The 23064-nt window shown below is 43.2% G+C and carries 21 protein-coding genes and 1 riboswitch; of the genes, 8 read left to right on the plus strand and 13 right to left on the minus strand.

What is annotated here, in order from left to right:
* Positions 1–227 precede the first annotated feature (227 nt).
* On the plus strand, positions 228–1145 hold the full coding sequence (locus tag RIC07_RS00965) for a tetratricopeptide repeat protein (protein WP_446392875.1): 918 nt from the start codon (positions 228–230) through the stop codon (positions 1143–1145).
* Positions 1146–1216: 71 nt separating this feature from the next.
* A complete protein-coding gene (locus RIC07_RS00970; protein ID WP_446369429.1) occupies positions 1217–1447 on the plus strand; it encodes a hypothetical protein in 231 nt (76 codons plus the stop codon).
* Between the two features lie 145 nt (positions 1448–1592).
* Here RIC07_RS00970 and RIC07_RS00975 read toward each other — a convergent pair whose 3' ends face one another.
* Entirely contained in the window at positions 1593–2009 is a 417-nt protein-coding gene (locus tag RIC07_RS00975; protein WP_446392876.1) for a hypothetical protein, read from the minus strand.
* A gap of 204 nt (positions 2010–2213) precedes the next feature.
* Between RIC07_RS00975 and RIC07_RS00980 the strand changes: the two genes are divergently transcribed.
* Together RIC07_RS00980 and RIC07_RS00985 are read left to right on the plus strand one after the other, a co-directional pair.
* On the plus strand, positions 2214–2342 hold the full coding sequence (locus tag RIC07_RS00980) for a hypothetical protein (RefSeq protein ID WP_446392877.1): 129 nt from the start codon (positions 2214–2216) through the stop codon (positions 2340–2342).
* A gap of 185 nt (positions 2343–2527) precedes the next feature.
* The gene (locus tag RIC07_RS00985; RefSeq protein ID WP_446392878.1) at positions 2528–5248 is read left to right on the plus strand and encodes a WG repeat-containing protein; all 2721 of its coding nucleotides are present in this window, start codon (positions 2528–2530) and stop codon (positions 5246–5248) included.
* An 833-nt stretch (positions 5249–6081) separates the two neighbouring features.
* Here the strand turns inward: RIC07_RS00985 and RIC07_RS00990 are convergent.
* From RIC07_RS00990 to RIC07_RS01045, 12 genes are all read right to left on the minus strand, one after another.
* Positions 6082–6285 (minus strand): hypothetical protein, encoded by a 204-nt coding sequence (locus RIC07_RS00990; protein WP_446392879.1) that lies wholly within the window; start codon positions 6283–6285, stop codon positions 6082–6084.
* Between the two features lie 30 nt (positions 6286–6315).
* On the minus strand, positions 6316–6756 hold the full coding sequence (locus RIC07_RS00995) for a hypothetical protein (RefSeq protein WP_446392880.1): 441 nt from the start codon (positions 6754–6756) through the stop codon (positions 6316–6318).
* A 147-nt stretch (positions 6757–6903) separates the two neighbouring features.
* Positions 6904–8127 carry a tetratricopeptide repeat protein gene (locus tag RIC07_RS01000; protein ID WP_446392881.1) on the minus strand — a complete coding sequence of 408 codons (1224 nt, stop codon included), beginning with the start codon at positions 8125–8127 and terminating at the stop codon, positions 6904–6906.
* Between the two features lie 147 nt (positions 8128–8274).
* The gene (locus RIC07_RS01005) at positions 8275–8565 is read right to left on the minus strand and encodes a nucleotidyltransferase family protein (RefSeq protein WP_446392882.1); all 291 of its coding nucleotides are present in this window, start codon (positions 8563–8565) and stop codon (positions 8275–8277) included.
* Between the two features lie 533 nt (positions 8566–9098).
* Positions 9099–9740 (minus strand): Uma2 family endonuclease, encoded by a 642-nt coding sequence (locus RIC07_RS01010; protein WP_446392883.1) that lies wholly within the window; start codon positions 9738–9740, stop codon positions 9099–9101.
* Between the two features lie 92 nt (positions 9741–9832).
* Positions 9833–10687 (minus strand): DUF4435 domain-containing protein, encoded by an 855-nt coding sequence (locus tag RIC07_RS01015; RefSeq protein WP_446392884.1) that lies wholly within the window; start codon positions 10685–10687, stop codon positions 9833–9835.
* Positions 10684–11775: an AAA family ATPase gene (locus RIC07_RS01020; protein WP_446392885.1), complete on the minus strand. Its 1092-nt coding sequence runs from the start codon at positions 11773–11775 to the stop codon at positions 10684–10686. Before RIC07_RS01020 ends, RIC07_RS01015 begins: the two co-directional genes overlap by 4 nt.
* Positions 11776–11793: 18 nt before the next feature.
* Positions 11794–13110: an exonuclease subunit SbcD gene (sbcD, locus tag RIC07_RS01025; RefSeq protein ID WP_446392886.1), complete on the minus strand. Its 1317-nt coding sequence runs from the start codon at positions 13108–13110 to the stop codon at positions 11794–11796.
* Between the two features lie 323 nt (positions 13111–13433).
* Complete coding sequence (locus tag RIC07_RS01030) at positions 13434–13775, minus strand: phage holin family protein (protein WP_446392887.1); 342 nt, start codon at positions 13773–13775, stop codon at positions 13434–13436.
* 30 nt (positions 13776–13805) lie between these two features.
* The gene (locus RIC07_RS01035) at positions 13806–14588 is read right to left on the minus strand and encodes an RNA polymerase sigma factor SigF (protein ID WP_446392888.1); all 783 of its coding nucleotides are present in this window, start codon (positions 14586–14588) and stop codon (positions 13806–13808) included.
* Positions 14589–14808: 220 nt separating this feature from the next.
* Positions 14809–15306, minus strand: a complete 498-nt coding sequence (locus RIC07_RS01040) for a hypothetical protein (protein ID WP_446392889.1) — start codon at positions 15304–15306, stop codon at positions 14809–14811.
* Between the two features lie 5 nt (positions 15307–15311).
* Positions 15312–15599: a polymorphic toxin type 24 domain-containing protein gene (locus RIC07_RS01045; RefSeq protein WP_446392975.1), complete on the minus strand. Its 288-nt coding sequence runs from the start codon at positions 15597–15599 to the stop codon at positions 15312–15314.
* Positions 15600–15856: 257 nt separating this feature from the next.
* On the opposite strand from RIC07_RS01045, the gene RIC07_RS01050 reads away from it, so the two are divergent.
* The 4 genes from RIC07_RS01050 to thiC all read left to right on the plus strand — a co-directional run bounded on the left by RIC07_RS01050 (position 15857) and on the right by thiC (position 22881).
* On the plus strand, positions 15857–19300 hold the full coding sequence (locus RIC07_RS01050; RefSeq protein ID WP_446392890.1) for an AAA domain-containing protein: 3444 nt from the start codon (positions 15857–15859) through the stop codon (positions 19298–19300).
* Complete coding sequence (locus tag RIC07_RS01055) at positions 19300–20685, plus strand: phospholipase D-like domain-containing protein (RefSeq protein WP_446392891.1); 1386 nt, start codon at positions 19300–19302, stop codon at positions 20683–20685. The genes RIC07_RS01050 and RIC07_RS01055 overlap by 1 nt, the downstream gene beginning before the upstream one ends.
* 55 nt (positions 20686–20740) lie before the next feature.
* The gene (locus tag RIC07_RS01060; RefSeq protein WP_446392892.1) at positions 20741–20920 is read left to right on the plus strand and encodes a hypothetical protein; all 180 of its coding nucleotides are present in this window, start codon (positions 20741–20743) and stop codon (positions 20918–20920) included.
* Between the two features lie 481 nt (positions 20921–21401).
* Positions 21402–21498, plus strand: a riboswitch (TPP riboswitch).
* Between the two features lie 9 nt (positions 21499–21507).
* The gene (thiC, locus tag RIC07_RS01065; protein WP_446392893.1) at positions 21508–22881 is read left to right on the plus strand and encodes a phosphomethylpyrimidine synthase; all 1374 of its coding nucleotides are present in this window, start codon (positions 21508–21510) and stop codon (positions 22879–22881) included.
* Positions 22882–23064: the final 183 nt, after the last annotated feature.

Genomic DNA, 23064 nt, shown 5'->3' on the forward strand with positions numbered 1-23064 from the left:
CGCGCAGGCGGACTTTGTTTGTGTAGCTGCGACTTCTAGTCGCCAGGGCTTCTAGTCGCCAGGGCAAAAAAGGGGTTTCTATTAAAATAGAATATAAAACTTTTGGTTCCTTGGGTTTTAACCCAAGGCGGTTGGTGAGACTGTAGCTTGAAATTTTGCTTCTGCTTCTGCCTTCTGCTTTTTTATGGTGTCATCTGCTCGATCCTGTAAACTACGATTTTAGCCTCATGACCTATTTATCCCTACCCCAACGACTTCACTCTCTCAGCTTGGCGACAGCGACGCTGCTGTTAACATTACTATCGCCGATTTCCCTATCCCCTAATCTATCCCTATCTCTATCAACCCAGGTACAAGCCCAAATCCCTCAAAATCAACTGGGTGCAGCCCAACAGTTGCTAGATGAAGGAATTGATCTGTATCAGCAAGGTCAAATGCAGGAGGCGTTAAATCGACTAGAGGAAGCATCCAACCTGTTTGAGCAAGTCGAAGCCCCCGTAGAAGAAACCATAGCTCTGACCCAAATTGGTCTAATTTATGAGCATCGTCAACAGTATGATGATGCACTAAACGCTTACGAACAAGCCTTAAGCCTAGCCAAAACCTTCGATGATCCTTACCAAGAAGCGATCATCCTCGATTATATGGGTTCAGTCTATTCAAGTCTAGAACAATATTCTCAAGCACTAGATCTGCATCAACAGTCACTGGCACTTTTCCGAGAAGTAGATAATCGCCGCAGTGAAGGCATTGTCTTGGGCAATATTGGCAAAGTTTATTTCGCTCAAGATCAAAATGAGCAAGCGATCGATTTCCTTAAAGAAGCGCTAAACATTTATCAGGACTTGGAGGAAAATATATTAGAAGGAGAGGTTCTTTATTACCTAGGATTATCCCATCAAAACTTAAAAGAATATGCCCCAGCTTTAGACTTTCACGAGCAAGCCTTAGATATTTTCAACGCTGAAAATATCCCTGAGTTGCAAGCTAGAGCTTTATACTATATGGGGATAATCTACAGTCAACAAGGCAAAGAAGAAATGGCGCAAACGTCTTATCAAGATGCCTTGGCGATTTTTGAAGAATTAGGAAATGAGCAAGGAGTTGCAGCTATTCGTTATCAAATGGAAACGCTTGACCAATAATTGAGGGGTTACACTCCTTTCCATTTTTGCGGAACTGTCCCCAACTATAAGTCCCGAATGACTAATTATCCATGATAAATGACAAAGAACCGATTTCCAAAACAGAAGCCAAGCAACTGCTAGAACGTTTAGTATTTGACGATGAACGTCCTCAAGACTGGGTACAGGATGTTTGGGGATTGAGTCCAACCTTAGGAGAAAGTGGCGCCAAATTGCTAGAGGTATTTGAAGCATTGATTGAATGTTGTCCTGATGAGAAATTGGAAAATTTAATCCAAATTTATTATCAGGACAAGTTGTAAAGGGAATAGGGAATAGGGAATAGGGAATAGGGAATAGGGAACAGGGAACAGGGAGTTCATCTAAAAGTTGGGAGAAGTCCCCTCCCCTTGACAAGGGGAGGGTTAGGGAGGGGTCAAATGTTTTCCAGGGAAACAGCCTATTTAATTAACGTTTACTCCTAGAAAGCAATATTGACACATCAGCATGCATCAGCGCAATATTGGGATCACGTTGAATTGCTTGATAATAACGTTGCTCTCGATTAGTTCCCGCTTCATCAGGAGAAACCAGAGAACGGGCTTCGTCTAAAAGTTCATTTGCCTGATGCAACGTTATCGGTTCTTTGGCACTCAACGCTTCATCAATCTGGACAATAAATTGAGAGAAAGGGCGTAGCCAACTAAACCATTCATCTTGGACAACCAGTTGGAAAAACTCTCCTTTTGAACGAATACGCCCATGAAACCGTTCATACCTATCGCGTTCCGAGTGGAGAAGGGCTTTATGCAGTTGCAGCAGCGCCCCACGCACATCGCGCAGGCGTTGAAAGGGTAGGTTTCCGGGAGAATAGGTAAATGACATGAACTAGGATTGCGATCGCGACTTTCTTTATCTTAGATTGAGTTTAACATTGGTGTAGCGTACCGTTCGCGATCGCACTTTAAATTAAGTCAATAAAAAATAAGTTACTATAGACAATCATACGTCTAATTTTATCACCCTATTTCTAATCCAGCAACGGGACAGCTAATCAAGCTGCAAATGACACCAACCCAGATCAAAAATATGCGATTAAACCGAGCATCAACAACGGATACACTATGGCTAAAGGATGTCTTGAATCGGGAAGGAAAAAAGTTTCGCGATCGCGTAAAATTGAACGCCGATAATACCTTAACACTACAGTGGGAATAATTGTAGCTTGCTTCTCGCGAAAGCGAGTATGATAAATGACAAATAACGTAGCTTGCTTCTCGCGAAAGCGAGTATGACAAATGACGAATGACAAATGACAAATGACCAATGACAAATGACAAATGACAAATGACCAATGACAAATGACCAATGACAAATGACAAATGACAAATGACCAATGACAAATGACGAACTCCCCCGATTCCAGCTTTGCCGATACCCAAACCCATTGGGCGAAAGACTCAATTCACCAGCTTTTTAGCCGCCAAATTATCAGTGGTTATCCGGATGGCAGCTTTCGCCCCAATAACTCCGTTACCCGGGCTGAATTCGCTGCGATTTTAAATAAAGCCTTTCCCCAGGCTACCCCAGTGCGCGATGCAATCAATTTTCGCGATGTACCCGCCAATCACTGGGCAAATTCCGCGATTCAAACTGTTACCCGTGCCGGATTTTTCTCAGGTTATCCGAATGGAACCTTTCGCCCCAATCAACCCATTCCCCGTGTACAAGCGCTGGTGGCATTAGTCAGTGGGTTACAGTATGACCGTGACCCGAATCCTAACCCAATTCTCCAACAATATTACGATGATACGGCGGCTATTCCCAATTATGCACGAGGCGCGATCGCAACCGCAACCCGTCAGTTTTTAGTCGTTAACTATCCAGATGTCAGACGCCTACACCCGAATCGCAATGCGACACGAGGCGAAGTAGCTGCACTGATTAGTCGGGCGTTAAAACTCCCTGGCGTTCCCCGACAGTATATTCCCGGTTGGGATATCATTGCCATTGAACCGTTATTCGATGAGGCGGATTCCTTTACCCAAGAACGGGCGAGGGTCAAACTAGGCGATAAATGGGGATATATTGATAAAACTGGCACATTTATTGTTGATCCGCAACTGAATGAAGCTGAACCGTTTTCCGAAGGAATCGCATTAGTACGATTGCCGCAAAATGGCGTTGACTTAAGCTGGGTTCGTAGTAGGCACTTTAGTGCCAAAAGTGCTAAAGCGCTGACTACAAACGCCCGAAATCAATTATCCCCACCCGAAATCCGAGGCGTTTGGCTAACGACTACTGATAGCCAAGTCTTTAATTCCCAAAAAAACATAGCTGAGGCGATGGATTTCCTCGCCAACACTGGATTTAATGTAGTTTTTCCGGTGGTTTGGAATAATGGGGCGACGCTTTATCCCAGTCGCCTGATGCGAGATACCATGGGACTGGAAATTGACCCGCGCTTTACTGGGCGAGATCCCCTCGCTGAACTGATTCAAGCGGCTAAGAACGTGGGATTAGCCGTAATTCCGTGGTTTGAATATGGTTTTGCCAGTTCCTATAACAAAAAAGGTGGACGCATACTTGCCCAAAAACCCGATTGGGCGGCGCGGGATAGTCAAGGCAATTTACTCACAAAAAATAACTTTGAATGGCTGAATGCGTTTGACCCCCAGGTGCAGAATTTTGTTATGGGACTTATCCTGGAAGTTATCCAAAATTACGATATTGCCGGAATTCAGGGAGATGACCGCTTACCCGCCCTGCCATCTGAAGGGGGGTATGATACCCAAACCGTACAACGTTATATTCAGCAGTTCAACCAAGAACCGCCTAAAAACCCAAAAGACGCCCAATGGTTACAATGGCGGGCAGATTTGCTAACGGATTTCCTCACTCGTCTGTACCGACAAGTAGTGACGATTAATCCAGACTTGATAATTTCTATCGCACCGAGTCCCTATCCTTGGGGATTCCAGGAATATTTACAAGATAACCAAGCGTGGGCGGATCAGGGATTGGTGGATATGATACATCCCCAATTCTATCGCCGGGATTTTGCTAGTTATAAACAGCTTGTTGATCGGTTGGTGAATGACCAATTAAACCCGGTACAATTGTCTACAGTGATGCCCGGAATCTTGATTAAAAGTGGGTCGTATCGCATCAGTTCCCAGGATTTAGTCCAGGCAATTGAGTACAATCGCGATCGCGGTTTAGCCGGGGAGGTGTTATTTTTCTACGAGGGCTTGCGCCAGGATAATGATACCTTAGCCAACGCCTTGCGATCGCACGTCTATGCCCAATCCGTTCCTTTCAACACTACCCACATAAAAGCCCAAGGGTTTACCCATCGCCGCGTTGGGGCTGAATATCGTTATATTGACCGCTTTGGGAATCTCGTTACTCAGCCTGAATTTGATTGGCTGGATTCGTTTCAGGAGGAACGGGCGCGAGTGCGAATGGGGTACAAGTGGGGCTATATTGACAAAACGGGACACCTGATCACTCGTTTAGAATTTGATCAGGCAGATCAGTTTGCGGCAGGATTAGCACGAGTAAAAATTGGTAGTCGGTATGGGTATATCGATTTATCCGGTCAATCCGTAATTTCCCCTCAGTTTGATCAGGCGACTCGGTTCAGTGAAGGGTTAGCGGCGGTGAAGGTTGAAGATCAATGGGGTTATATCGATAAAATTGGTCAATGGGCGATTCCGACTCAGTTTGATCAGGCGGAATTGTTCTCCGAAGGATTAGCGGCGGTACAACTCGCAGGTAAATACGGATATTGTGACTCAACGGGTCAACTGGTGATTCCCACGAACTTTGACGCGGCGGGGTCATTTGCCCAAGGACTTGCCCCTGTGCAATTACGCGATCGCTGGGGCTATATTAACTCTACTGGAGAATTGGTTATTGAGCCACAATTTGACGCAGCGCAACCCTTTTCCCAGGAATTAGCCGCCGTCAAAATTGGATCGTTTTGGGGGTATATCAATAAAAAGGGCGATCGGGTCATTTCACCAGAATTTGATCAAGTCAGGTCTTTTAGTGACGGATTAGCCCCCATTCAGATGGGTAAACGATGGGGTTATATTCGCAATCTCTTTGACAAATCGTAGGGGCGCACCGACGTGCGCCCGTGTCAACTTAAGGCTGGAACCCTTACTTAATAAGAGATCCCCCCTAGCCCCCCCTATTAGATCCCCCTCTTCCCTATTAGATCCCCCTCCCGTCCCCCTTCAAAAGGGGGAAGCCAGAGGATGCTTCGCTTTTATTGCATGGGGGATTTAGGGGGATCTAAACTTTGAGCGCTAGTTATACAAAGCCTTAAGTTGACCCATAAGACCGACGGGCGCCCTATCACCGACTTAATCGGCTGGTGTTAAAACTTTCTGTGACAAAATATCATTTAAGGGATTTACAAACGAAAACTCTTGGTGAAAAGGGTTTCTATTACTAGCTTTAACAGGCATATCTTGGCGACAACGAGAGCAAAACCAATAAATATGCTTATCACGAACGTGAGCTAGTAACTGAGACGAACAACAAGGACAATTATTCATGTTATTTCTCCACCCGACGTTGATCAGCTTACTTATTAAATGTAAAAATTTTGGGGAAGAATCGGAAAAAAATTAAATTTAATGCTTACCCGTCACAAGGCAGATGTCACTTTAAACTTAATTGTATATAATAGCAAATTTAGATAACAAAAAATTAATCAGTTTTGATGTTATTTGATGTTACATGACGTAATTTGCCTTTTCTTTGAGTATCATACGCCAGCTTAATCGCTCAATTGACCTGGATTGATTCAAGCTACTTGGTTCAGGGTTTATCATTGATTGTTCAGAACCCACAAACCATGCACCATGAACCATGAACGTAAAAACCCACGTCTTTGAAGCGTGGGATCTGAATAATTTACACTTCTTAAACTCGATCACTCCGATCACTCAGTTGTGATTAAAATCCGTTGCGATAACAACGGATCTAGCGTCTTGGTAACAGGCAACGCTGGAGACGGATTAGTTTTCGCGGCATTAGTAGCCGGAACAACAGATATCTCCTGACTATCGTGATTACCAAGCCAATGATTTGGAGTATGGCGAATACGAGGCAGAAGTTGAGCAGAATAACAAGGATAGTTGTTCATAATCAATGAATGCACCCAACACCTAACACCTTACATCACTTCTACTCGACCGTCATCTTGCAGATAAACAGCGCGAACCCCTGGAGAACGACCACTGGGCAATACTTCAATTCGTAAGACTCTGGCTTCAGGTTTGCGGATATTCACATTTAAGGGTAATCCTTGAGTATCCCAAAGCACCGCCGAGAAATTGGGGTTCGTATTCCCACCTCGGACAAAGGAGAGAACCTGTCCGGGACTCACAGGTAAAGGGTCTGTAACATCGACCTGTTGAAGTTTGATCACGCTAGAGGTTAAATTAGCTACCTCAACGGTAATTCGTTGACCCGGTACAAATTTTACGGATTCTTGTCTACAACTGTTTGCGGCACAGGTTTCCGCTTGTGCCGGATGAATATCAGCCGTTGATGGTATTACCAGCGTCGTGGCGACTAAAAGCACTATTGGCAATTGTTGGGAAAGTGGATTCATTAATTATTTGTCCTTTGTCATTTGTCATTCGTCCTTTGTCATTTGTTAAGCGATTTAGACGTAGGGTGGGCAAAATTTATAACGTTTAAAACCCTGATAATATCGTTCCTTATTTTTGCCCACCACAGAATCACTTATTATTGATTATCATTGCGGCACAATCTCCGGAAAACGCCAACTATTCCGTATCGATTCAAAATCAGCATCAGTTTTCGCTTGTTTTCGGAAATTGGGATTAATCTCAATTGCCTGTTTTAAACTGTCAATCGCCAGGTCAACATAACCTTGCAACGCACGACAACAGGCTCTATTATACCAAGTATCAGCCAAGTTCGGTTCGAGTTGCAGGGCGTGGTCGTAGGCAGTAATCGCCTCTGTATACTGTTGTGAGTGATAAAAGGCATTACCTAGAGAATTCCAAGCCTGATAAAAGTCTGGTTTAATTTTAATGGCTTTCTGGTAGGAAGTAATTGCCTCTTCGAATTGATGCAACTCTGCCAAGCAAAGTCCTCTATTATACCACGCTTGATAGACATTAGGATTAAATTGAATAGCTTTATCGTAAGCCGCGATCGCGTCATCATATTGCTGCTTTTCTATAAATTTATTTCCTTGGTTAAACCCGTGTAAATCGCTAGCCTTTTGGGTTTGATTTCCTTTTTGTTTCATCAACCAGAGAAAGCCAAGGAATCCGACAATTAATGCTAACTTCGTCGCGGGTTGAGTAAATAGGACACTTCCTAACTGAATCGCTTCGGGAGGAATCTTGAGAAGTAAAGCAATTTGATAAATGAACAGAAAAAGTTCTCGACTTGCTGCTGGTACAAACCATAACACACCAAAAATAAACCAAAAGCTATATCGACCCAATTTATTGAATCGTTGCTGAAGCGATTGCGGTAACCAAGGGCGGAGAATTCCATATCCATCCAGAGGGGGAATCGGCAGTAAATTGATAACAACGGCAAAAATTTGTAGGAAAATGAGAAAGGCTAAACTTTGTCCCAGCCAATCGTCAGGTGATACCGTAACCCAATCCAACCAGAATGGAATTGCCAACACCACCGTCACCACCGCATTAGCAAACGGACCAGCCGCAGAGACTGCACTCTCCCATCTGCGATCGCGTAATTTACTATGGTCAATATAAACCGCCCCACCGGGAAGGGCAATTCCCCCCATCACCAAGAAAATCATCGGCATTAGCAGACTCAAACCCGGATCAGTATAGTTGAGGGGATTAAGCGTCAAATAGCCTTTATCCTTAACCGAAGTATCGCCACCGAAATAGGCGACAACAGCATGACCAAACTCGTGCAAGCACAAAGATACCATCCAGCCGCCAAAAACAAACAAACCCGCTAACCACATGACCGCTTACTCCCAAGGGAAAAAAGATATATATTTAGCTTAATCCGCCAGAAGCCCCATGTCATATTAACCTTTACCAAACTCCACTTCTAAGATATGCTGAATCCCCTCCAGTAATGGAAATACTTTACTAGGTAAAGACGAATACTACGTGACACGAATTGCCTCTTGTTCTATAGTAGGACGAATCTGGGGTTTGAGCGATCGCCGAGTCACAAGATCTACTGATGTACCGAAGTGGTCTTCCAGGTAAAATTTGAGATCCATATAACGATCAAAGGTTACGGGTTCAGAGAATTCGACTAAAATATCCACATCACTGTCTGGTCTAGCCTCATCTCGCGCTACTGAACCAAAAATTGCCAAATACTTGACTCCAAAACGTTTTAAGGCGTCTTGGTTTGTGGTTAAAATTGCCAGTACCTTATCCTTTTGCATTATCTATCGGTTAAGCTCTATCTCCGATTCTGCCACGGATAGGACTATAGCTGATCAAATCGAGTTCACGTAATCGGTGCTTCCGTGAATCTGGTACAACTATACAGTTCGTGCTGATTTAACCTGTATTTCACCTAATTGCTATCACTCAGGATTGCACAGTAGTTCAGAAAAACTAAGTATTTTTATGTACTCTTCTCCACTTTGATTTCAGCATTCAATGTTTCGCCATTACGAATCCACTTAAACCACTCTCCACATTTTTTGCAGTACAATCCTACACCGTGAAGATTATTAGTTTCTTTTACTTCTCCCCATTGGCTTGAGCATTTTTTGCAAGGAGGTTCCAAACATATCGATATATGAAGTTGCATTGGGACACTTAATAATTTGACAACGGTAAGTAGTCGGACAAAAGAAAACAACACGCTCATTAATTTTTGTAAATCGACCTCAATTTCTTACTATTCCCTATTCCCCATTCCCTGTTCCCTAATCTCAACCGTTAACTTTAATTGTGTCCACCTACTTACTCATTGTTGAAATTGGGTTAACAACCAAGCACAAACTTGAGATTGATTCATCTGACGTGTACGCTGCAACGCTTCTTGTAATACCGAAATCGCTAAACCCGGGAGAACCTGAGACTCGCGAATCCGCCGACTCCCACCATTCTCGATGGAAAAAGCCATAATTGTGGCAGTCTTTACGTTGACAATCCAATATTCATTAACATTTAAATCCTCATAAAGTAGCCGTTTTTCGCCCTGATCATCTGCGAGTGAGGTATTGGCAACTTCAATAACTAAATTAGGGGGCGGATAATTATCAAGTTGGATAATAGACGTTCCCCATGGAATCACATCAGCGTTGTCACCAATATAGTAAGATACATCAGGTTGAGCATCATCAAAGCCTGTTTTCCGATAGGTACAGTTATCAAGTCCATGCAGAGGAATACCTTTTAGGGCAGCAAAAAGGTTAACACCGAAGATAATCACCGTATGATCGCTAGCATGATCATATCCCAGAGGAGTCCTTTCAATTCTTAGTTTTCCATTGTGGTAGTAGCATTTGGCTTTTGGGTCAGCCGGATTATCAATCGTCTGTATATATTCATCCCAGGTGGCGACGACCCAGGTATCAGTTGGAACTGCTGTTTTTAGTCGAGTCATGAATATGGGTTAACACTCTATCTCTGATTCTGCCATAAACGCGATCGCCTTTTCTCGTTTCATTCATTCACACTCACCCAAAGTTGCTCACGTTAATTCCCTGGCGACAAAACCTGGTAGGGTTTATTATTGATTTCCCACTGCTGAATTAATTGATAAAGTTGAGTGCTGCGGAAATAAGAATCCTCGTAAGCGAGTCGTAATTCTCTCTCCAGTATATCGGGTCTAATCTCGTTTGTTTTCCATGAACCCCACACCTTACTCAATCCTATTGATAAGATACAAATAATATCGTGACCACAACAGAGTTGCCAAGGATCGTGGGCAGTTTTTTCTAATGTTTCTATACTTTTTTGAATATCTTGCTCTCTCAGGGCTAACTTTTGAGAGTGATCTTTAACAGCCTTAACCAGTTTACCTGTATCAATCACTAATGTGGCTTTGTCAATAAATTTACTAAAACTTAATTCCTCAAACTTCAGAAATAGATTATCTTTTAATGAAAGCCATCTTAAATATCCAATCCTTTTTCCACTTTCCAGCAACGTTAAACGGATATCTTGACCAAACTTATTTATCTTGTCCTCTGAACCACGCTCGGAAAGTATTTTGTCTGAAGCCGATGATTTAAACAACATCATTTCTAGATCATGCTCATCGGTTAAGAGCAAGTTTGAGCTAGAAGGTAAAGTTCCCTCTAGTCTGCAAAAGTCTGCATCGACAATAGCGAGAACACCCGCAAAATTATCTTGTTCAAGAATCCTTATTGCAGCAACAGCATTCTCCTTGCCACTAGCGATAGAAAATTCACAGTTTGTCCTATCTATAAAACGCTCATACACAAGCTTATCATTACGCCCCTCCACGATTAGAAAAGAACCTTCGTGACTACTACGCCGCATCCGAATTTGATTGGCAATCCGATCCGGGGTAATAAATTCTCTCATTCGGCTGGTCCTTTTAACTCAACCGTTAAATCCCAGCGATCGTGAATAATGTCCGGTGAATGAGTCGCAATTAAAACATCAATATTAGACAGTTTAGTTATTTCTTGTAAATCTTTAAGGAATTGCACTTGCCACTCGACGTGTAATGATAGTTCTGGTTCATCAATGAGAATTAAAGAATTCGGTTTAACTTTGAATAATAACTCATAAAGAAGGATAACTTCGTGCTGTTCTCCAGAAGACAAATTTGTCGGATGCAAGAATTTACCATCGTCAGTTGCAAAACTAAACCCCCTGTCCTTAGTAATATGTATATGTTTGTAATAGAATTTGTTATTGATAATTCTTTGGAGTAAATCTATTTTTCTCGCTATCTCATCAAACAAGCTGAGTTTTTTCTCGGCATCTTCAATATAAACTGACAAAATTTTCTTAGTGCTTTCGTCTATATCTCCTTGAATTTTAATATCTGTATTTTCATCTTTAACTAATAGTCCATAATCAATTAACTTAGAACGTTTTTTTTTAAGGTGATTGAGTTTATCTTTGAATAGTTTATCCGTTAATTCAGGTATTCCTTTTTGTTGAATCACTCTTGCCGGAAATGTTGTATCAAGTGACTGAGATAAGGTTCCGTATGCCGTCAGTTTGGCTTGAATATTCTTGGCTAATTCTTGGGCATAATTTGAAACAGCACGTAACCTTGACTGACGATTATATTGTTGTGTTTGGTTATTATATTTTGAGTTTAACAACCGATTATCCTCTATAAAATGAACATTAATCTGGGAATATATTGAGCTTATTTTATCTAAAAATAACTCATGCCCTTCTGGAGAATCTTCAATTTTTCTCCCATCTACTTTAAGCGTTTTATCATTATCAAAATTTAGTGTTAACTGACCAAAAGGAATACTAGGAGTTTCATAACATACTGAACTACATATTTCATAGATTAACTTGAGCAATTTAGTTTTTCCAACACCATTTTTGCCATGAATTATGGTAATGTGTTCTTCCAAGTTAAGAGGAATAACATGATTGAACACACCGAACAAATCAGTGATTGAAATTTCCTTGATTCTCATACCTGTTTCCCCGAACCCCTAAAGCAAACGCAATTGATTCTTTTGACTACCTTTTCCCACCTGACTCGCTTCCTGCTTATCGTCTCCAGCCTCCTCTATCTCTAACCAGCCATCCCCTTGCCCATCCAACAAATATTGCGCTGCTTCTAACATATCTGCGGCAATATCTTTTAAATTATCCTGACTCTCTAAATACGTCTTCAGCGCATCCATGGGATTCATACTGCTACCCACCCCCAATTCTGGCAAACGTGGACGGGCTAACTGACTGGCTAATTCGGGGCGAATCGTATAACTGTGGGCTTCACTCAGGGCTTGGTGAATTGTACTATTATCAATTAAATCTAACTGATCAGAACGGACTTTATAAATCAACCGAACTACAGCGTCGTTAATCGCTTTTTTCTTAATCGCTTTAAGTAATGCCGCTTCTGGATCAGCTTCCTCAACCAAATTCACGTTAATCGTGCAAAATGGGCGCACAGGTAAGGGACAAAACTGCCACTCAGCCTTTCCTTTCTCTAACTCAATTAACACATAACCTTTGTCTTCCTTTTCCTCACTAAAATCAACCCGTTCAATACTACCTGGATAAATGACGGGTGGGTTATTCGAGGGGTTCAGATTTTGATGGCGGTGGACATGACCTAATGCTACATAATCAAAACACGATCGCGCCATTAGTGACAGGGGAATGGTAAAGCCTTTACCCACCGCTAAAAAACGCTCTGCGCCAAAACTAGCCCGATCTGCCATTAAATGGGCTAAGAGTATGGTTGGTGCTTGGGAATCTAGCCGCCGAATTTCTCCTTCTAAAATCGGTTCAAGGCGTTGAATTAATAACTCATTTACCTCGCCTAAGGCTAACCCTTCAGTTTCTGGGCGCGTCAGTAAACTAGAACGGGTTAACCAGGGTAACGTAATCACTTGGACTAAACCATTCCGGGTTTGAATTGGATGCGTCGCCAGCGTATCACCAACAATAAATCCTGGCACACCTAGGGTACGATAAATACATAAACTCGCGCCCCCATTGCCTTGGGAATGTTGGTCATGATTCCCTACTAGCAATACCGTAGGAATTTCTGCATCCACTAAGCGGCGAAATTGCGTGGCAAAGGCTTCTTGCACATAAGGGGGTGGTGTAGCATCAGGAAAAGCATCGCCGCCAAATAAGACTAAATCCACGGATTCAGCAATAGCGCGATCAATACATTGAGATAAGGTATTGACAAAATCTTCCAGTCGTGTATTTAACCCCGTTTCTGGGTTAGTTCGCCCGTGGGAGAAGCCACTTCCCAGATGGATATCTGACAGGTGAAGAATTTTAATCATTAGTGGAAACCATTTTGACGTTCTAGGGGGGCAAGTTTATCTACTTTCGTCTCCCGATCAGAGAGAACATTAATACAAAACCCGTCCTGTCTCAATGTAGGGACGGATTGATATATTTTCGTTTCCCTATTGATGATAACGTTAATTCCAAACCCTGATCGACTGTAGGGGCGGGTTTCACGATTAACATTTTTTTGTCACCCCGATGTCACTAAACCCGCCCCATCCAATGGCAAGTTTCACAACTAACATTTTTGTGTCACCCCGATGTCACTCAATCCGCCCCGACCAAGGACAAATGACCAAGGACTAATGACTAATGACTAATCCGCAAACTGGTTGAGGATACTCGCCACGACAGACAACACAATTGAACCAATCAAGGCGTCAAGAGGTCCACTAATCGTAAACATGGCACCCGTTAGGTAAGCGACTAAGGACAAGGAGATGGCATTAATCACTAACAGAAATAGCCCCAATGTCACAATCGTCAAGGGTAAAGTCAGCATGATCAGAATGGGTCTGACAATAGCATTGACAATCCCTAAGATAATCGCCGCGATCGCAGCCGTGGCAAAACTCCCGATCGCAATACCCGGTACGAGATAGGCAGTAATGATTAATGCCAGTGCCGTAAACAGCCAGGTTAAGAGAAAATGTTTCATGGGTTTGGTCGAATAACACACACCCGAATTCTAACTGGCGAGACGTTCTGGTGTTTGCGGCTGTAGTAAAGACACCAATTCATTAATCCCCCGTTGTAGGTGTCGCGTTACCGTCATCGGACTAACACCAATGTGTTTAGCGGCTTCTTTACGGGGGAGATCTCGGAAAAAGACAAACTCAATCGCCGCTTGGGTTTTAGTTTCCAGTTGTGCGATCGCACCTTGTAACTGCTGTCGGTCTTCTTCCCAGTGCTGCAAGGTTTGGTCATAACTATCCGGTAGCATATCACCCAACGTGACCGGATGATCGACATGATGACCCACCGTCAAATCTAAACTCAAGGGTAAGCGATTTTTCGAGGCTAATTTACTCTCCTGCCATTCTTGCATAGAAATATTCAACGCTTGGGCAATTTCCGACTCTTTGGGTAAACGTCCCAACGTGGCGGTTAACCGTTTACTGACGCGCTGTCCCTCTTGCTGAAGTTCTTGCCAACGGCGAGGAATCTTGACGATATGTCCTTTATCTCTAAGAAAATGTAGCATCTCGCCGCGAATAAATGGCACAGCAAAGGAACTAAAAGCATACCCTTGATCTGGCTTGAACCGTTCAATCGCCCGAATCAAACCCAGATAGCCAAGTTGTACCAAATCGTCATAAGGTTCGCTACATTGCTGGCTAACTCGATAGGCAATTTTCTTCACCAATCCACTATTTAACCGGACAAGCTGGTTACGTAACTCAATTGACGGATTTTGGGAGTACGCCATCAATAATTCCATTCCGCGAACATTAATTGATTGAGTTGTCATGATGAATAAACCAACACCTGTGTTAAGGTGTCCTCTAACAGGGCTTGATATTTAATCAGTAATCTTGACCCTATTGTCGAAAGAGACAGACAATTCAACCATCGTTGTTTTACGGAAATTTAAAGGGTGGGTGTTGAGCGTCTCCGCAAAAATACGTAAACTGCTTGCGCTGAGGGTGTGTACTCCCGCGAACACGTTGACCCTGAGCGAAGTCGAAGGGTCAACACCGAGCAAAGCCGAGGTGTTGATTGTTATTCCGAGATAACATCTGATGGAAGGTGACAACCACGGTGTATTCATCTCTATCACAAGAAACCTTAAAACTACGCTGGGGATACAGTGACTTGAGATGATTTGCCCACATTTGTTTGATCAGTTGTCCCAAATAAAATAAGTTATCGATTCCAACACATTCTGAACCAGGAAGCAAATCATCAATGTGCTGATGGTTCATTACCTGTTCAATGGCGGCAAGATCATCGGCGAGCTTTGCTTGCCACTGTTTATATGTTTCTAGATGGAAGGTTTCCAATAAAAATATACCGCCCTCATGTTCAACAACGTCAGGTAAAAAGAGTTTGGTGAAGGCTAAAGCCACTTCAATATTAGCGACTCCACCAAGATAATCCCAGAGTGAGAAATCATCGCCATTGGCTTGTTTCCACTGCTGGAAATTGCTCATCTTATCTGTATTTAAGGATAGGCGTTGGGTTTCCATAATTTCTAAGGTATCTCGTCGGCTCTAGCCGGTCGAACTGTTTTTTCAGCTTGCACAAAAATATCTCCGGCGGGATTTTGGTTCTGTTTGTATTCAACCACATGGGGCGTTGGTATTCCTGCATGAGCTTTACCTGTCAAGTCTACTCGCTTAATCGCCCGTCCATTGTCATCGTAGACAATATAGCTAGTTATGTTACCGTCATCTAAACGATAACGCACCTCTCTAACACTGGCTCCATCCAGAGGAAATCTCCCCCTGACTTGAGTTCCAGTGGTGATACAGCGCTTAATTCTGTAATAAAGTACAGTAGATCAAAGTCCCCCTTTTTAAGGGGGATTTAGGGGGATCGAAAATGTACCGCATAGCAGAGCAAACTGCTGTAAGAGTGCTTGCTGGTATACCAACTGTCCAGTCAACGGGTTTAAACACGGATACAGCATTGCATCAAATTTGTAGAGACGTTGCATGCAACGTCTCTACTCCTGATTGTGTGCCAAACTGGTAGAAGTGCTACTCATCAGTGTAAACAATTAGGGGCAAATCAATCATGTCACCTCGCCTCATCAATAATCGATATGCTATATCTCCCAATCCTCTCTCCGGAGGGATGGCTGATGTTTATCGAGCAAGAGATTTAGAGGATGATGAGGAACGACGGGTTGCGGTAAAGTTATTCACACAAAGGAATATAGAGGAGGAAATCATCGCCGAATCCTTTAGGCGCGAAACTAAAGCCCTCCAGGAATTGAAGCATCCCGCAATCGTAGAACTCCTCGACTCAGGTAAAGATGAAAAGACGGGTCATCATTTCCTGGTTCTGGAGTGGATGGAAAAGGATTTAACTGCACTTCTGAAAGAATCTCCGCCGGATGGCTGGAACTCATTTTGGCAGGCGGTAGCTTTACCGATACTCGAAGCTTTGGCGTTCTCTCATAATCGTGGTTGTGTTCACCGAGATATCAAACCCAGTAACATTTTAGTTGGTAGTGATGGCAAGCCAAAACTTGCTGACTTTGGCATTTCTAAGCTCAAAAGCTACCTGCAACCTAGTGTAACACTCAGAGAGTTTGTTTCTCGTCCCTTCACGCCGCCAGAGGAGGATGACGGTTCTTATACCTACACTCGCGATGTCTTCAGCTTCGGCGTTTTGGTACTCAAGTGCCTAACAACTGTAGATATCAATTACGATAGCATTCCTGAGGCGATCGCAGCCTTGAATGCGCCAGAGTCAATTATTGACATTATCGAGCGTGCTGTTTCCCTTGATCCCGCAGAACGTCCACAAAACGCCGAGGTTCTCCTAGCACAACTCCAAGCCATTCAAAGAACCCAAACCCAAACTGGGTTGACGAAGACGCTGACTTGCTACTTAAAACTGACTCGAACTGCTCTGGACAATTTACAAAATGAACTAAATGCCTCTGAAAATGAAATCCAGGATATTATTTTAGAGGATCTCAATACAGCTTGCGGCATCACTCGCTACAGAAAATTTAATGCCGCCAGTCCTGAAGAAGAATTCCCCGCAGGTTACTACTCTATATTTGGCGTTTCCTATAGATATCATATAGCAGTAGAGCGAGAACATCTAGTTATCATCAACGCTCAATCTTTTTCGAGCGCTATACTCGAACAAAATCGGGAGCGTTCCTGGGAACCACCTTATGAATTTAAGTTTGGTAAACCTCTAGTGTTATCAAACGCCGAGGACGTTATTCGCGAACTTCAACTTGCTGTAGAAGAACACGCAGCTAACCTAAAACAGCGAAAAGCTGAAGAAGACAAGCAACGCTTATTTCGGATATGGGGTGATATTCTTAGAGCCAAGACAGATTGGGAAGAAAAACGCGAGACACCGATTCGGTATAAGAGCTTTACTGATGAGGGTAATCGCATTGTCTTTGAAATAGAATCCCTTCCAGATGAAGATATTACTGGACAACCTCGTCATGTCAAGACTGCCAATGGCTATAGCGTACTTCGGGGAGATGTTGAAGAAATAAAGGATGATCAATTAACCCTATACATTAGATATGTAAAGCCTGAACGATTACCAAAATCAGGAGAACTACGCTTTGATAGTCATGCGGCTGAAGTTGCCCTAAATCGTCAGAAAGCGGCTTTGGATGCTGTGCGATTTGACCGTGCAGTTCGGGCAGATTTACGCAATTTACTGGTTAATCCCCAACAAGCTTGTTCTCCAAATTTAGATAGAACTATACCGTTTATTCAATCCCTCAATTTGTCGCAGCAGGAAGTAGTTAAAGCGGCACTCTCGACTCAGGATTTTCTGATTGTTCAAGGTCCACCCGGTACAGGAAAAACAACATTTATTACAGAAGTTATCCTGCAAACGATTCAGCAAAACCCTGATGCGCGAATTCTGCTCAGTTCCCAGACTCATGTCGCCCTCGATAACGCCCTCGAACGGATTCAAGCGGAAAATCCTAATTTAAAATTGGTGCGGATTGGCAACCATGAACGGGTATCAGAAAAGGTTCATTTGCTTCTGCTAGATGAACAGATGAATCAGTGGAGAAAGGACGTTATTGCTAAGGGACAACAGTTCATTGCTAATTGGTCAGCGCAACGCGGTATTTCTGCCGATTACAGTGAAATGTCAAGTCTGTTTCAAGAGTTAAAAAATATAGCCATGAAGCTTAAGACTCTGAAAGAAGAAATGAAAATTTGGCAGCAAGATTTAGATGAGATTTGCCCTAATGCCTACAATCCGAACAATCAAAACTCACTAGCGACAGAAAGAATACCTAGAGACAGGGTAGATGAAGTTCAAAATATTGTCGAAGAAATTGACCGTTTGCGTCAGCAGTCAAAACTGGCTCGCGATGAGCAAAAGAAAACAGCTAAACGCTTACATGAGTTAAGTAAAATTGAAGATGATGAACTATTAAAAATGTCAGTTGAGGATCTGGAAGGTTATGCAAGCATCTTAATTGATGACGCCAACAGTTCTGATGCGAAGATGCTGCAAAAAATGCTGAGTATTCAGACAGAATGGTTTAATCAGTTTGGTCGCAATGAGACATTTACGGCTCCTTTAATTAAGCGATCGCAAGTCGTGGCGGGAACCTGTATCGGGATTCCCAGAGACATTCAGGATATCGAATTTGACTTGTGTATTGTCGATGAAGCCTCCAAAGCGACGGCGACAGAAGCGTTGGTTCCCTTGGCGCGATCGCGACGCTGGATTCTGGTTGGTGATCCTAAACAACTTCCACCGTTTCAAGATGAAGCGAGTCGAAATACTGAATTTCTCAACAACTATGATCTGAATCAAGAGGATATCAAGGAAACGTTATTTGATTATCTCTTGAGAATGCTTCCCGAAGTTAACCGCAAGATGTTGACGATTCAACATCGCATGGTTAAACCGATTGGCGAGTTAGTCAGTCAGTGCTTTTATGAAGGTAAAATTGAAAGTGCAAGAACTGATATAGATGCCAATCTAAACTCTGTTATCCCTAAACCAGTAACTTGGTTTACGACGGCGAACCTTCCTAATTTTCACGAACAGCATGCTAATCCTAGCTATAACAATGTCTGTGAAGTAAATGTTATTATTAAATTGCTCCAACAACTCAATCAGATGGCAATCAATGTTCCAACTAACTACAGCATTGCTGTATTAACCGGATACTCAGCACAGCTAAAATTACTCAATCGTTACCTAGCTTCAGAATTAGATAAGTTGTCAGCACTGACAATTGAGTGCAATACTGTTGATGCATTTCAAGGGCGCGAAGCTGATATTGCTGTCTACTCGGTGACTCGTTCTAATAAAAAGGGTGACATGGGTTTTCTCCGGGAATCTGAGCGGCTGAATGTGGCGTTATCTAGAGGAAAAGTTGGTTTAGTTATTGTCGGCGATCATCTCTTCTGTCGAAAAACCTCACGCCATAATCCTCTTAGTCTAGTTGTGGATTATGTTGAGCGTTACCCAGACTATTGTTCTCTCAAGGAGGCTGAGTAATGAATGTCCCGAAATATGACTTCTTAATTTGCCCAGAACAAGATGATCCGGAACAAATCGCTCGTCGCTACGATAATCGAGCTGGCTTTGATTTGGTTAGCTATAAAGAAGTGGGTTTACCTGTTTATAAAATAACGGTTCAAGCTCTGACTCAAATTCGGAAGCCGATTCCTCCCATAGAAGAATATGTTTTAAAAGCTATTCATACTGGGTTATCCTCAGAACAGGATATCGCTGGATTTCTGGGTTTAGAACCATCTATCCTTAGAGAAGCCATGATTGAGCTACGGTTGAACGAAACTATCGACCTCATCGCTCCAGAAGACGCTGCGATGCAAGTTTGGAAGCTGACTAAAAAAGGAGAACGAACGCTCAAGGAAGCCCAAATAATTGTCCCCGAAGAGCGCACTTTTCCGATTAACTTTGATGGACTATTAAGGTATGTACGCTGGTATGGACGATTAGAAATAAATTTGCTACGTCCCAGAGATTTGCGTCAGCAAGGAATGATGGAAATTCCAGCTTTTCCGGCAAAAACTCCAGAATTATCGGACATTAAACTAACGGATGTAGACAAAATTATTAGTCAAGTAGAAAAGGAGAAGAAAAGAACGCGATCGCGAGAACAAGATATTCTGGGTTTAAAAGCTATTGAGCGCCGACAGCGATTTTTTCAACCCGCATTAGCCCTAATCTATAAAGCCAAAGATAGCAATGAGGTGCAGGTTGCTTTTGCTATTGATGGTAGGCTATCCTCTGAGCATGAACAAGCTTTTGCTCGTGCTAATGGTGCGAAGAAACTCCGTATCCTAGAAAATCTTAAGGACAGCGAATTCAAGACATTAGCTGAGGATATTTTAGGACGTGAATTTGTGGCTCAAGCTCCACTCGTTGAAGTGGAGAACATAAAAGAAAAGGTAACTTCGGTTCGCGATACTATTGAAACGACTCGCCAGAGTCTTGAACAAACCCAGACGGATCACGAAAAGAGAGAACTTGAGCAACAACTTCAAGCCGCTAACCAGGAAATAGAACAACTCCAGGCTCAACTCAATGCTGTTCCGATTCGTTGGTTAGAGGTGTACGAACATCGCCCTTTGCTCGAACAGGCGCTCCGAGATAGTCAAGAACGTCTTTTAATTATTTCACCCTGGATTCGACAAAAAGCGACAAATAAGTGGTTAATTCAACAGTTAGAGAAACTTCTCAAACGGGGAGTCAAGGTTTTTATTGGATATGGCTTAGGAGCAGATGACAATCAGAAAACCCGCGACAAAAAAGCAGAAAAAGCGATAAAAAACTTAGAGCAGCAGTACGATAACTTTTGTCTCAAGCGTTTGGGCGATACCCACGCCAAAATCCTTATACAGCGCTTTGCGCTGTAATAAAGTACAGTAAATAAAAGTCCCCCTTTTTAAGGGGGATTTAGGGGGATCGACAATGTACCGCATAGCAGAGCAAACTGCTGTATCTGACTCCAAGTTTGCTATTGTCACCAGTTTTAACTGGCTGTCATTTAAGGGAGATCCCAACCGCACATTCCGGGATGAACGGGGAACATTAGTATCGGATTCGCAGAAAATTCAGGAATTATTCGACAAAGAGATGAAGCGATTTTAACAACTTGGGGTTCGTGCGTAGTTCGTAGTAAGGGAACCTTAGCCCTAGCTTTTGTTAGGTAACATACATCAACCCCACCGACGGAATTGACACAGCTAAAATAGAATAAATCGGCAATTAATCACCAATTTCATAAATACTGTAACCCTTAATTGAAAATAAACATAGCACCCTCTTGGATTTGAGATTTAGGAATCAAGGATAACTTGGTGGGTTACGGCGGATAGATCATTCAATGGTTCGTTTCCGTGGGTTGAGTACCGCCTAACCCACCCTACTGTTGTGGCACACCTTATTTGGTGGATTAGAATTGTAGGGGCGCAAGGCTTGCGCCCGGTTTAAACGTCAAATCTATTCCACAATTTTAGCTGTGTCAGTCCACTACGGGTTAAGGTTTATCTATGTAGGTGTGCCAAGTCACTACAAACGTAAACTTTTATAAAGCTTTATCCTCTCACCCAAGCCTAGTGGTACGATGAACAACTAAAGCTAGGGGTGCCTGAGCAACCAGGCTGAGATTACACCCTGAGAACCTGAGACTGGTTAAGACCAGCGGAGGGAAGCGGTTTATTAAAAGGAATCTAAATATGAGATCAGAATGGGTCGCCAAGCGGCAAGGACAGGGTAATGTTACACAAATGCACTACGCCCGCCAAGGTCTGATTACTGAGGAAATGGATTATGTCGCAAGGCGGGAAAACCTTTCGCCAGAATTGATTCGGGATGAAGTGGCGCGGGGGCGCTTGATTATTCCCGCCAATATTAACCATACCAACTTAGAACCGATGGCGATCGGCATCGCCTCTAAGTGTAAAGTTAATGCCAATATCGGTGCGTCTCCCAATTCGTCTAATATTGACGAAGAAGTCGCTAAGTTGAACCTAGCGGTTAAATATGGCGCGGATACCGTGATGGATTTATCCACCGGGGGCGGAAACCTGGATGAAATCCGCACCGCGATTATCAACGCTTCCCCTGTACCGATTGGTACGGTACCCGTGTATCAAGCCCTGGAAAGCGTTCACGGTACGATAGAAAACCTGACCCCGGATGATTTTCTCCAGATTATTGAGAAACATGCCCAGCAGGGTGTTGATTACCAAACGATTCACGCGGGACTTCTAATCGAACATCTACCCTTGGTGAGAAATCGCCTCACCGGGATTGTCTCTCGCGGTGGCGGTATCCTGGCGAAGTGGATGCTGCACCATCATAAGCAGAATCCTCTCTATACCCACTTCGACGATATTATCGAGATTTTCAAGAAGTACGATGTCTCGTTCAGTTTAGGTGATTCCCTGCGTCCAGGTTGTACTCATGACGCCTCTGACGAAGCGCAACTAGCCGAACTGAAAACCCTGGGACAACTGACTCGTCGCGCTTGGGAACATGATGTGCAAGTGATGGTGGAAGGTCCCGGTCATGTGCCGATGGATCAAATTGAGTTTAATGTCAAGAAGCAGATGGAAGAGTGTTCCGAAGCACCGTTCTATGTGTTAGGACCTTTGGTGACTGATATTGCTCCCGGTTATGACCATATCACGTCTGCGATCGGGGCAGCTATGGCGGGGTGGTATGGGACAGCGATGCTGTGCTATGTGACGCCGAAAGAACACTTAGGACTACCGGATGCTGAAGATGTGCGAAATGGCTTAATTGCCTATAAAATTGCTGCCCATGCTGCTGATATTGGACGCCAACGTCCCGGCGCACGAGACCGAGATGATGAACTCTCCCGCGCCCGTTATAACTTCGACTGGAATCGCCAGTTTGAGTTGTCACTAGACCCCGACCGGGCAAAAGAATATCACGACGAAACGTTGCCAGCAGATATCTATAAAACGGCTGAATTCTGTTCAATGTGTGGACCCAAGTTCTGCCCGATGCAAACCAAGGTTGATGCGGATGCGTTGACCGAATTGGAGAAGTTCTTAGCCAAAGAACCTGTTAAGCAAAGTTAGCCTTGAATTATAACACATAGAACAAAAGGGTGGGTGATGCCCACCTTTTTCATTTGTTATAATTAAGACTTAAGACTTATCCATTCTTTCGGGGTTTCGGTCAAAATAGTGACTAGCAAGTTATGAATCATCATGCTTAAAGCTGTGTCAGTTCATCAATATCAGGGTAGCTACTATTTATTG

This window comes from Coleofasciculus sp. E1-EBD-02, assembly GCF_040218245.1.
Lineage (GTDB): Bacteria > Cyanobacteriota > Cyanobacteriia > Cyanobacteriales > Coleofasciculaceae > Coleofasciculus.

Coding starts and splice junctions, on each gene's coding strand:
- RIC07_RS00965 (WP_446392875.1), top strand. CDS start 228: ATGACCTATTTATCCCTACCCCAACGACTTCACTCTCTCAGCTTGGCG.
- RIC07_RS00970 (WP_446369429.1), top strand. CDS start 1,217: ATGATAAATGACAAAGAACCGATTTCCAAAACAGAAGCCAAGCAACTG.
- RIC07_RS00975 (WP_446392876.1), bottom strand. CDS start 2,009: ATGTCATTTACCTATTCTCCCGGAAACCTACCCTTTCAACGCCTGCGC.
- RIC07_RS00980 (WP_446392877.1), top strand. CDS start 2,214: ATGCGATTAAACCGAGCATCAACAACGGATACACTATGGCTAAAGGAT.
- RIC07_RS00985 (WP_446392878.1), top strand. CDS start 2,528: ATGACGAACTCCCCCGATTCCAGCTTTGCCGATACCCAAACCCATTGG.
- RIC07_RS00990 (WP_446392879.1), bottom strand. CDS start 6,285: ATGAACAACTATCCTTGTTATTCTGCTCAACTTCTGCCTCGTATTCGC.
- RIC07_RS00995 (WP_446392880.1), bottom strand. CDS start 6,756: ATGAATCCACTTTCCCAACAATTGCCAATAGTGCTTTTAGTCGCCACG.
- RIC07_RS01000 (WP_446392881.1), bottom strand. CDS start 8,127: ATGTGGTTAGCGGGTTTGTTTGTTTTTGGCGGCTGGATGGTATCTTTG.
- RIC07_RS01005 (WP_446392882.1), bottom strand. CDS start 8,565: ATGCAAAAGGATAAGGTACTGGCAATTTTAACCACAAACCAAGACGCC.
- RIC07_RS01010 (WP_446392883.1), bottom strand. CDS start 9,740: ATGACTCGACTAAAAACAGCAGTTCCAACTGATACCTGGGTCGTCGCC.
- RIC07_RS01015 (WP_446392884.1), bottom strand. CDS start 10,687: ATGAGAGAATTTATTACCCCGGATCGGATTGCCAATCAAATTCGGATG.
- RIC07_RS01020 (WP_446392885.1), bottom strand. CDS start 11,775: ATGAGAATCAAGGAAATTTCAATCACTGATTTGTTCGGTGTGTTCAAT.
- sbcD (WP_446392886.1), bottom strand. CDS start 13,110: ATGATTAAAATTCTTCACCTGTCAGATATCCATCTGGGAAGTGGCTTC.
- RIC07_RS01030 (WP_446392887.1), bottom strand. CDS start 13,775: ATGAAACATTTTCTCTTAACCTGGCTGTTTACGGCACTGGCATTAATC.
- RIC07_RS01035 (WP_446392888.1), bottom strand. CDS start 14,588: ATGACAACTCAATCAATTAATGTTCGCGGAATGGAATTATTGATGGCG.
- RIC07_RS01040 (WP_446392889.1), bottom strand. CDS start 15,306: ATGGAAACCCAACGCCTATCCTTAAATACAGATAAGATGAGCAATTTC.
- RIC07_RS01050 (WP_446392890.1), top strand. CDS start 15,857: ATGTCACCTCGCCTCATCAATAATCGATATGCTATATCTCCCAATCCT.
- RIC07_RS01055 (WP_446392891.1), top strand. CDS start 19,300: ATGAATGTCCCGAAATATGACTTCTTAATTTGCCCAGAACAAGATGAT.
- RIC07_RS01060 (WP_446392892.1), top strand. CDS start 20,741: ATGTACCGCATAGCAGAGCAAACTGCTGTATCTGACTCCAAGTTTGCT.
- thiC (WP_446392893.1), top strand. CDS start 21,508: ATGAGATCAGAATGGGTCGCCAAGCGGCAAGGACAGGGTAATGTTACA.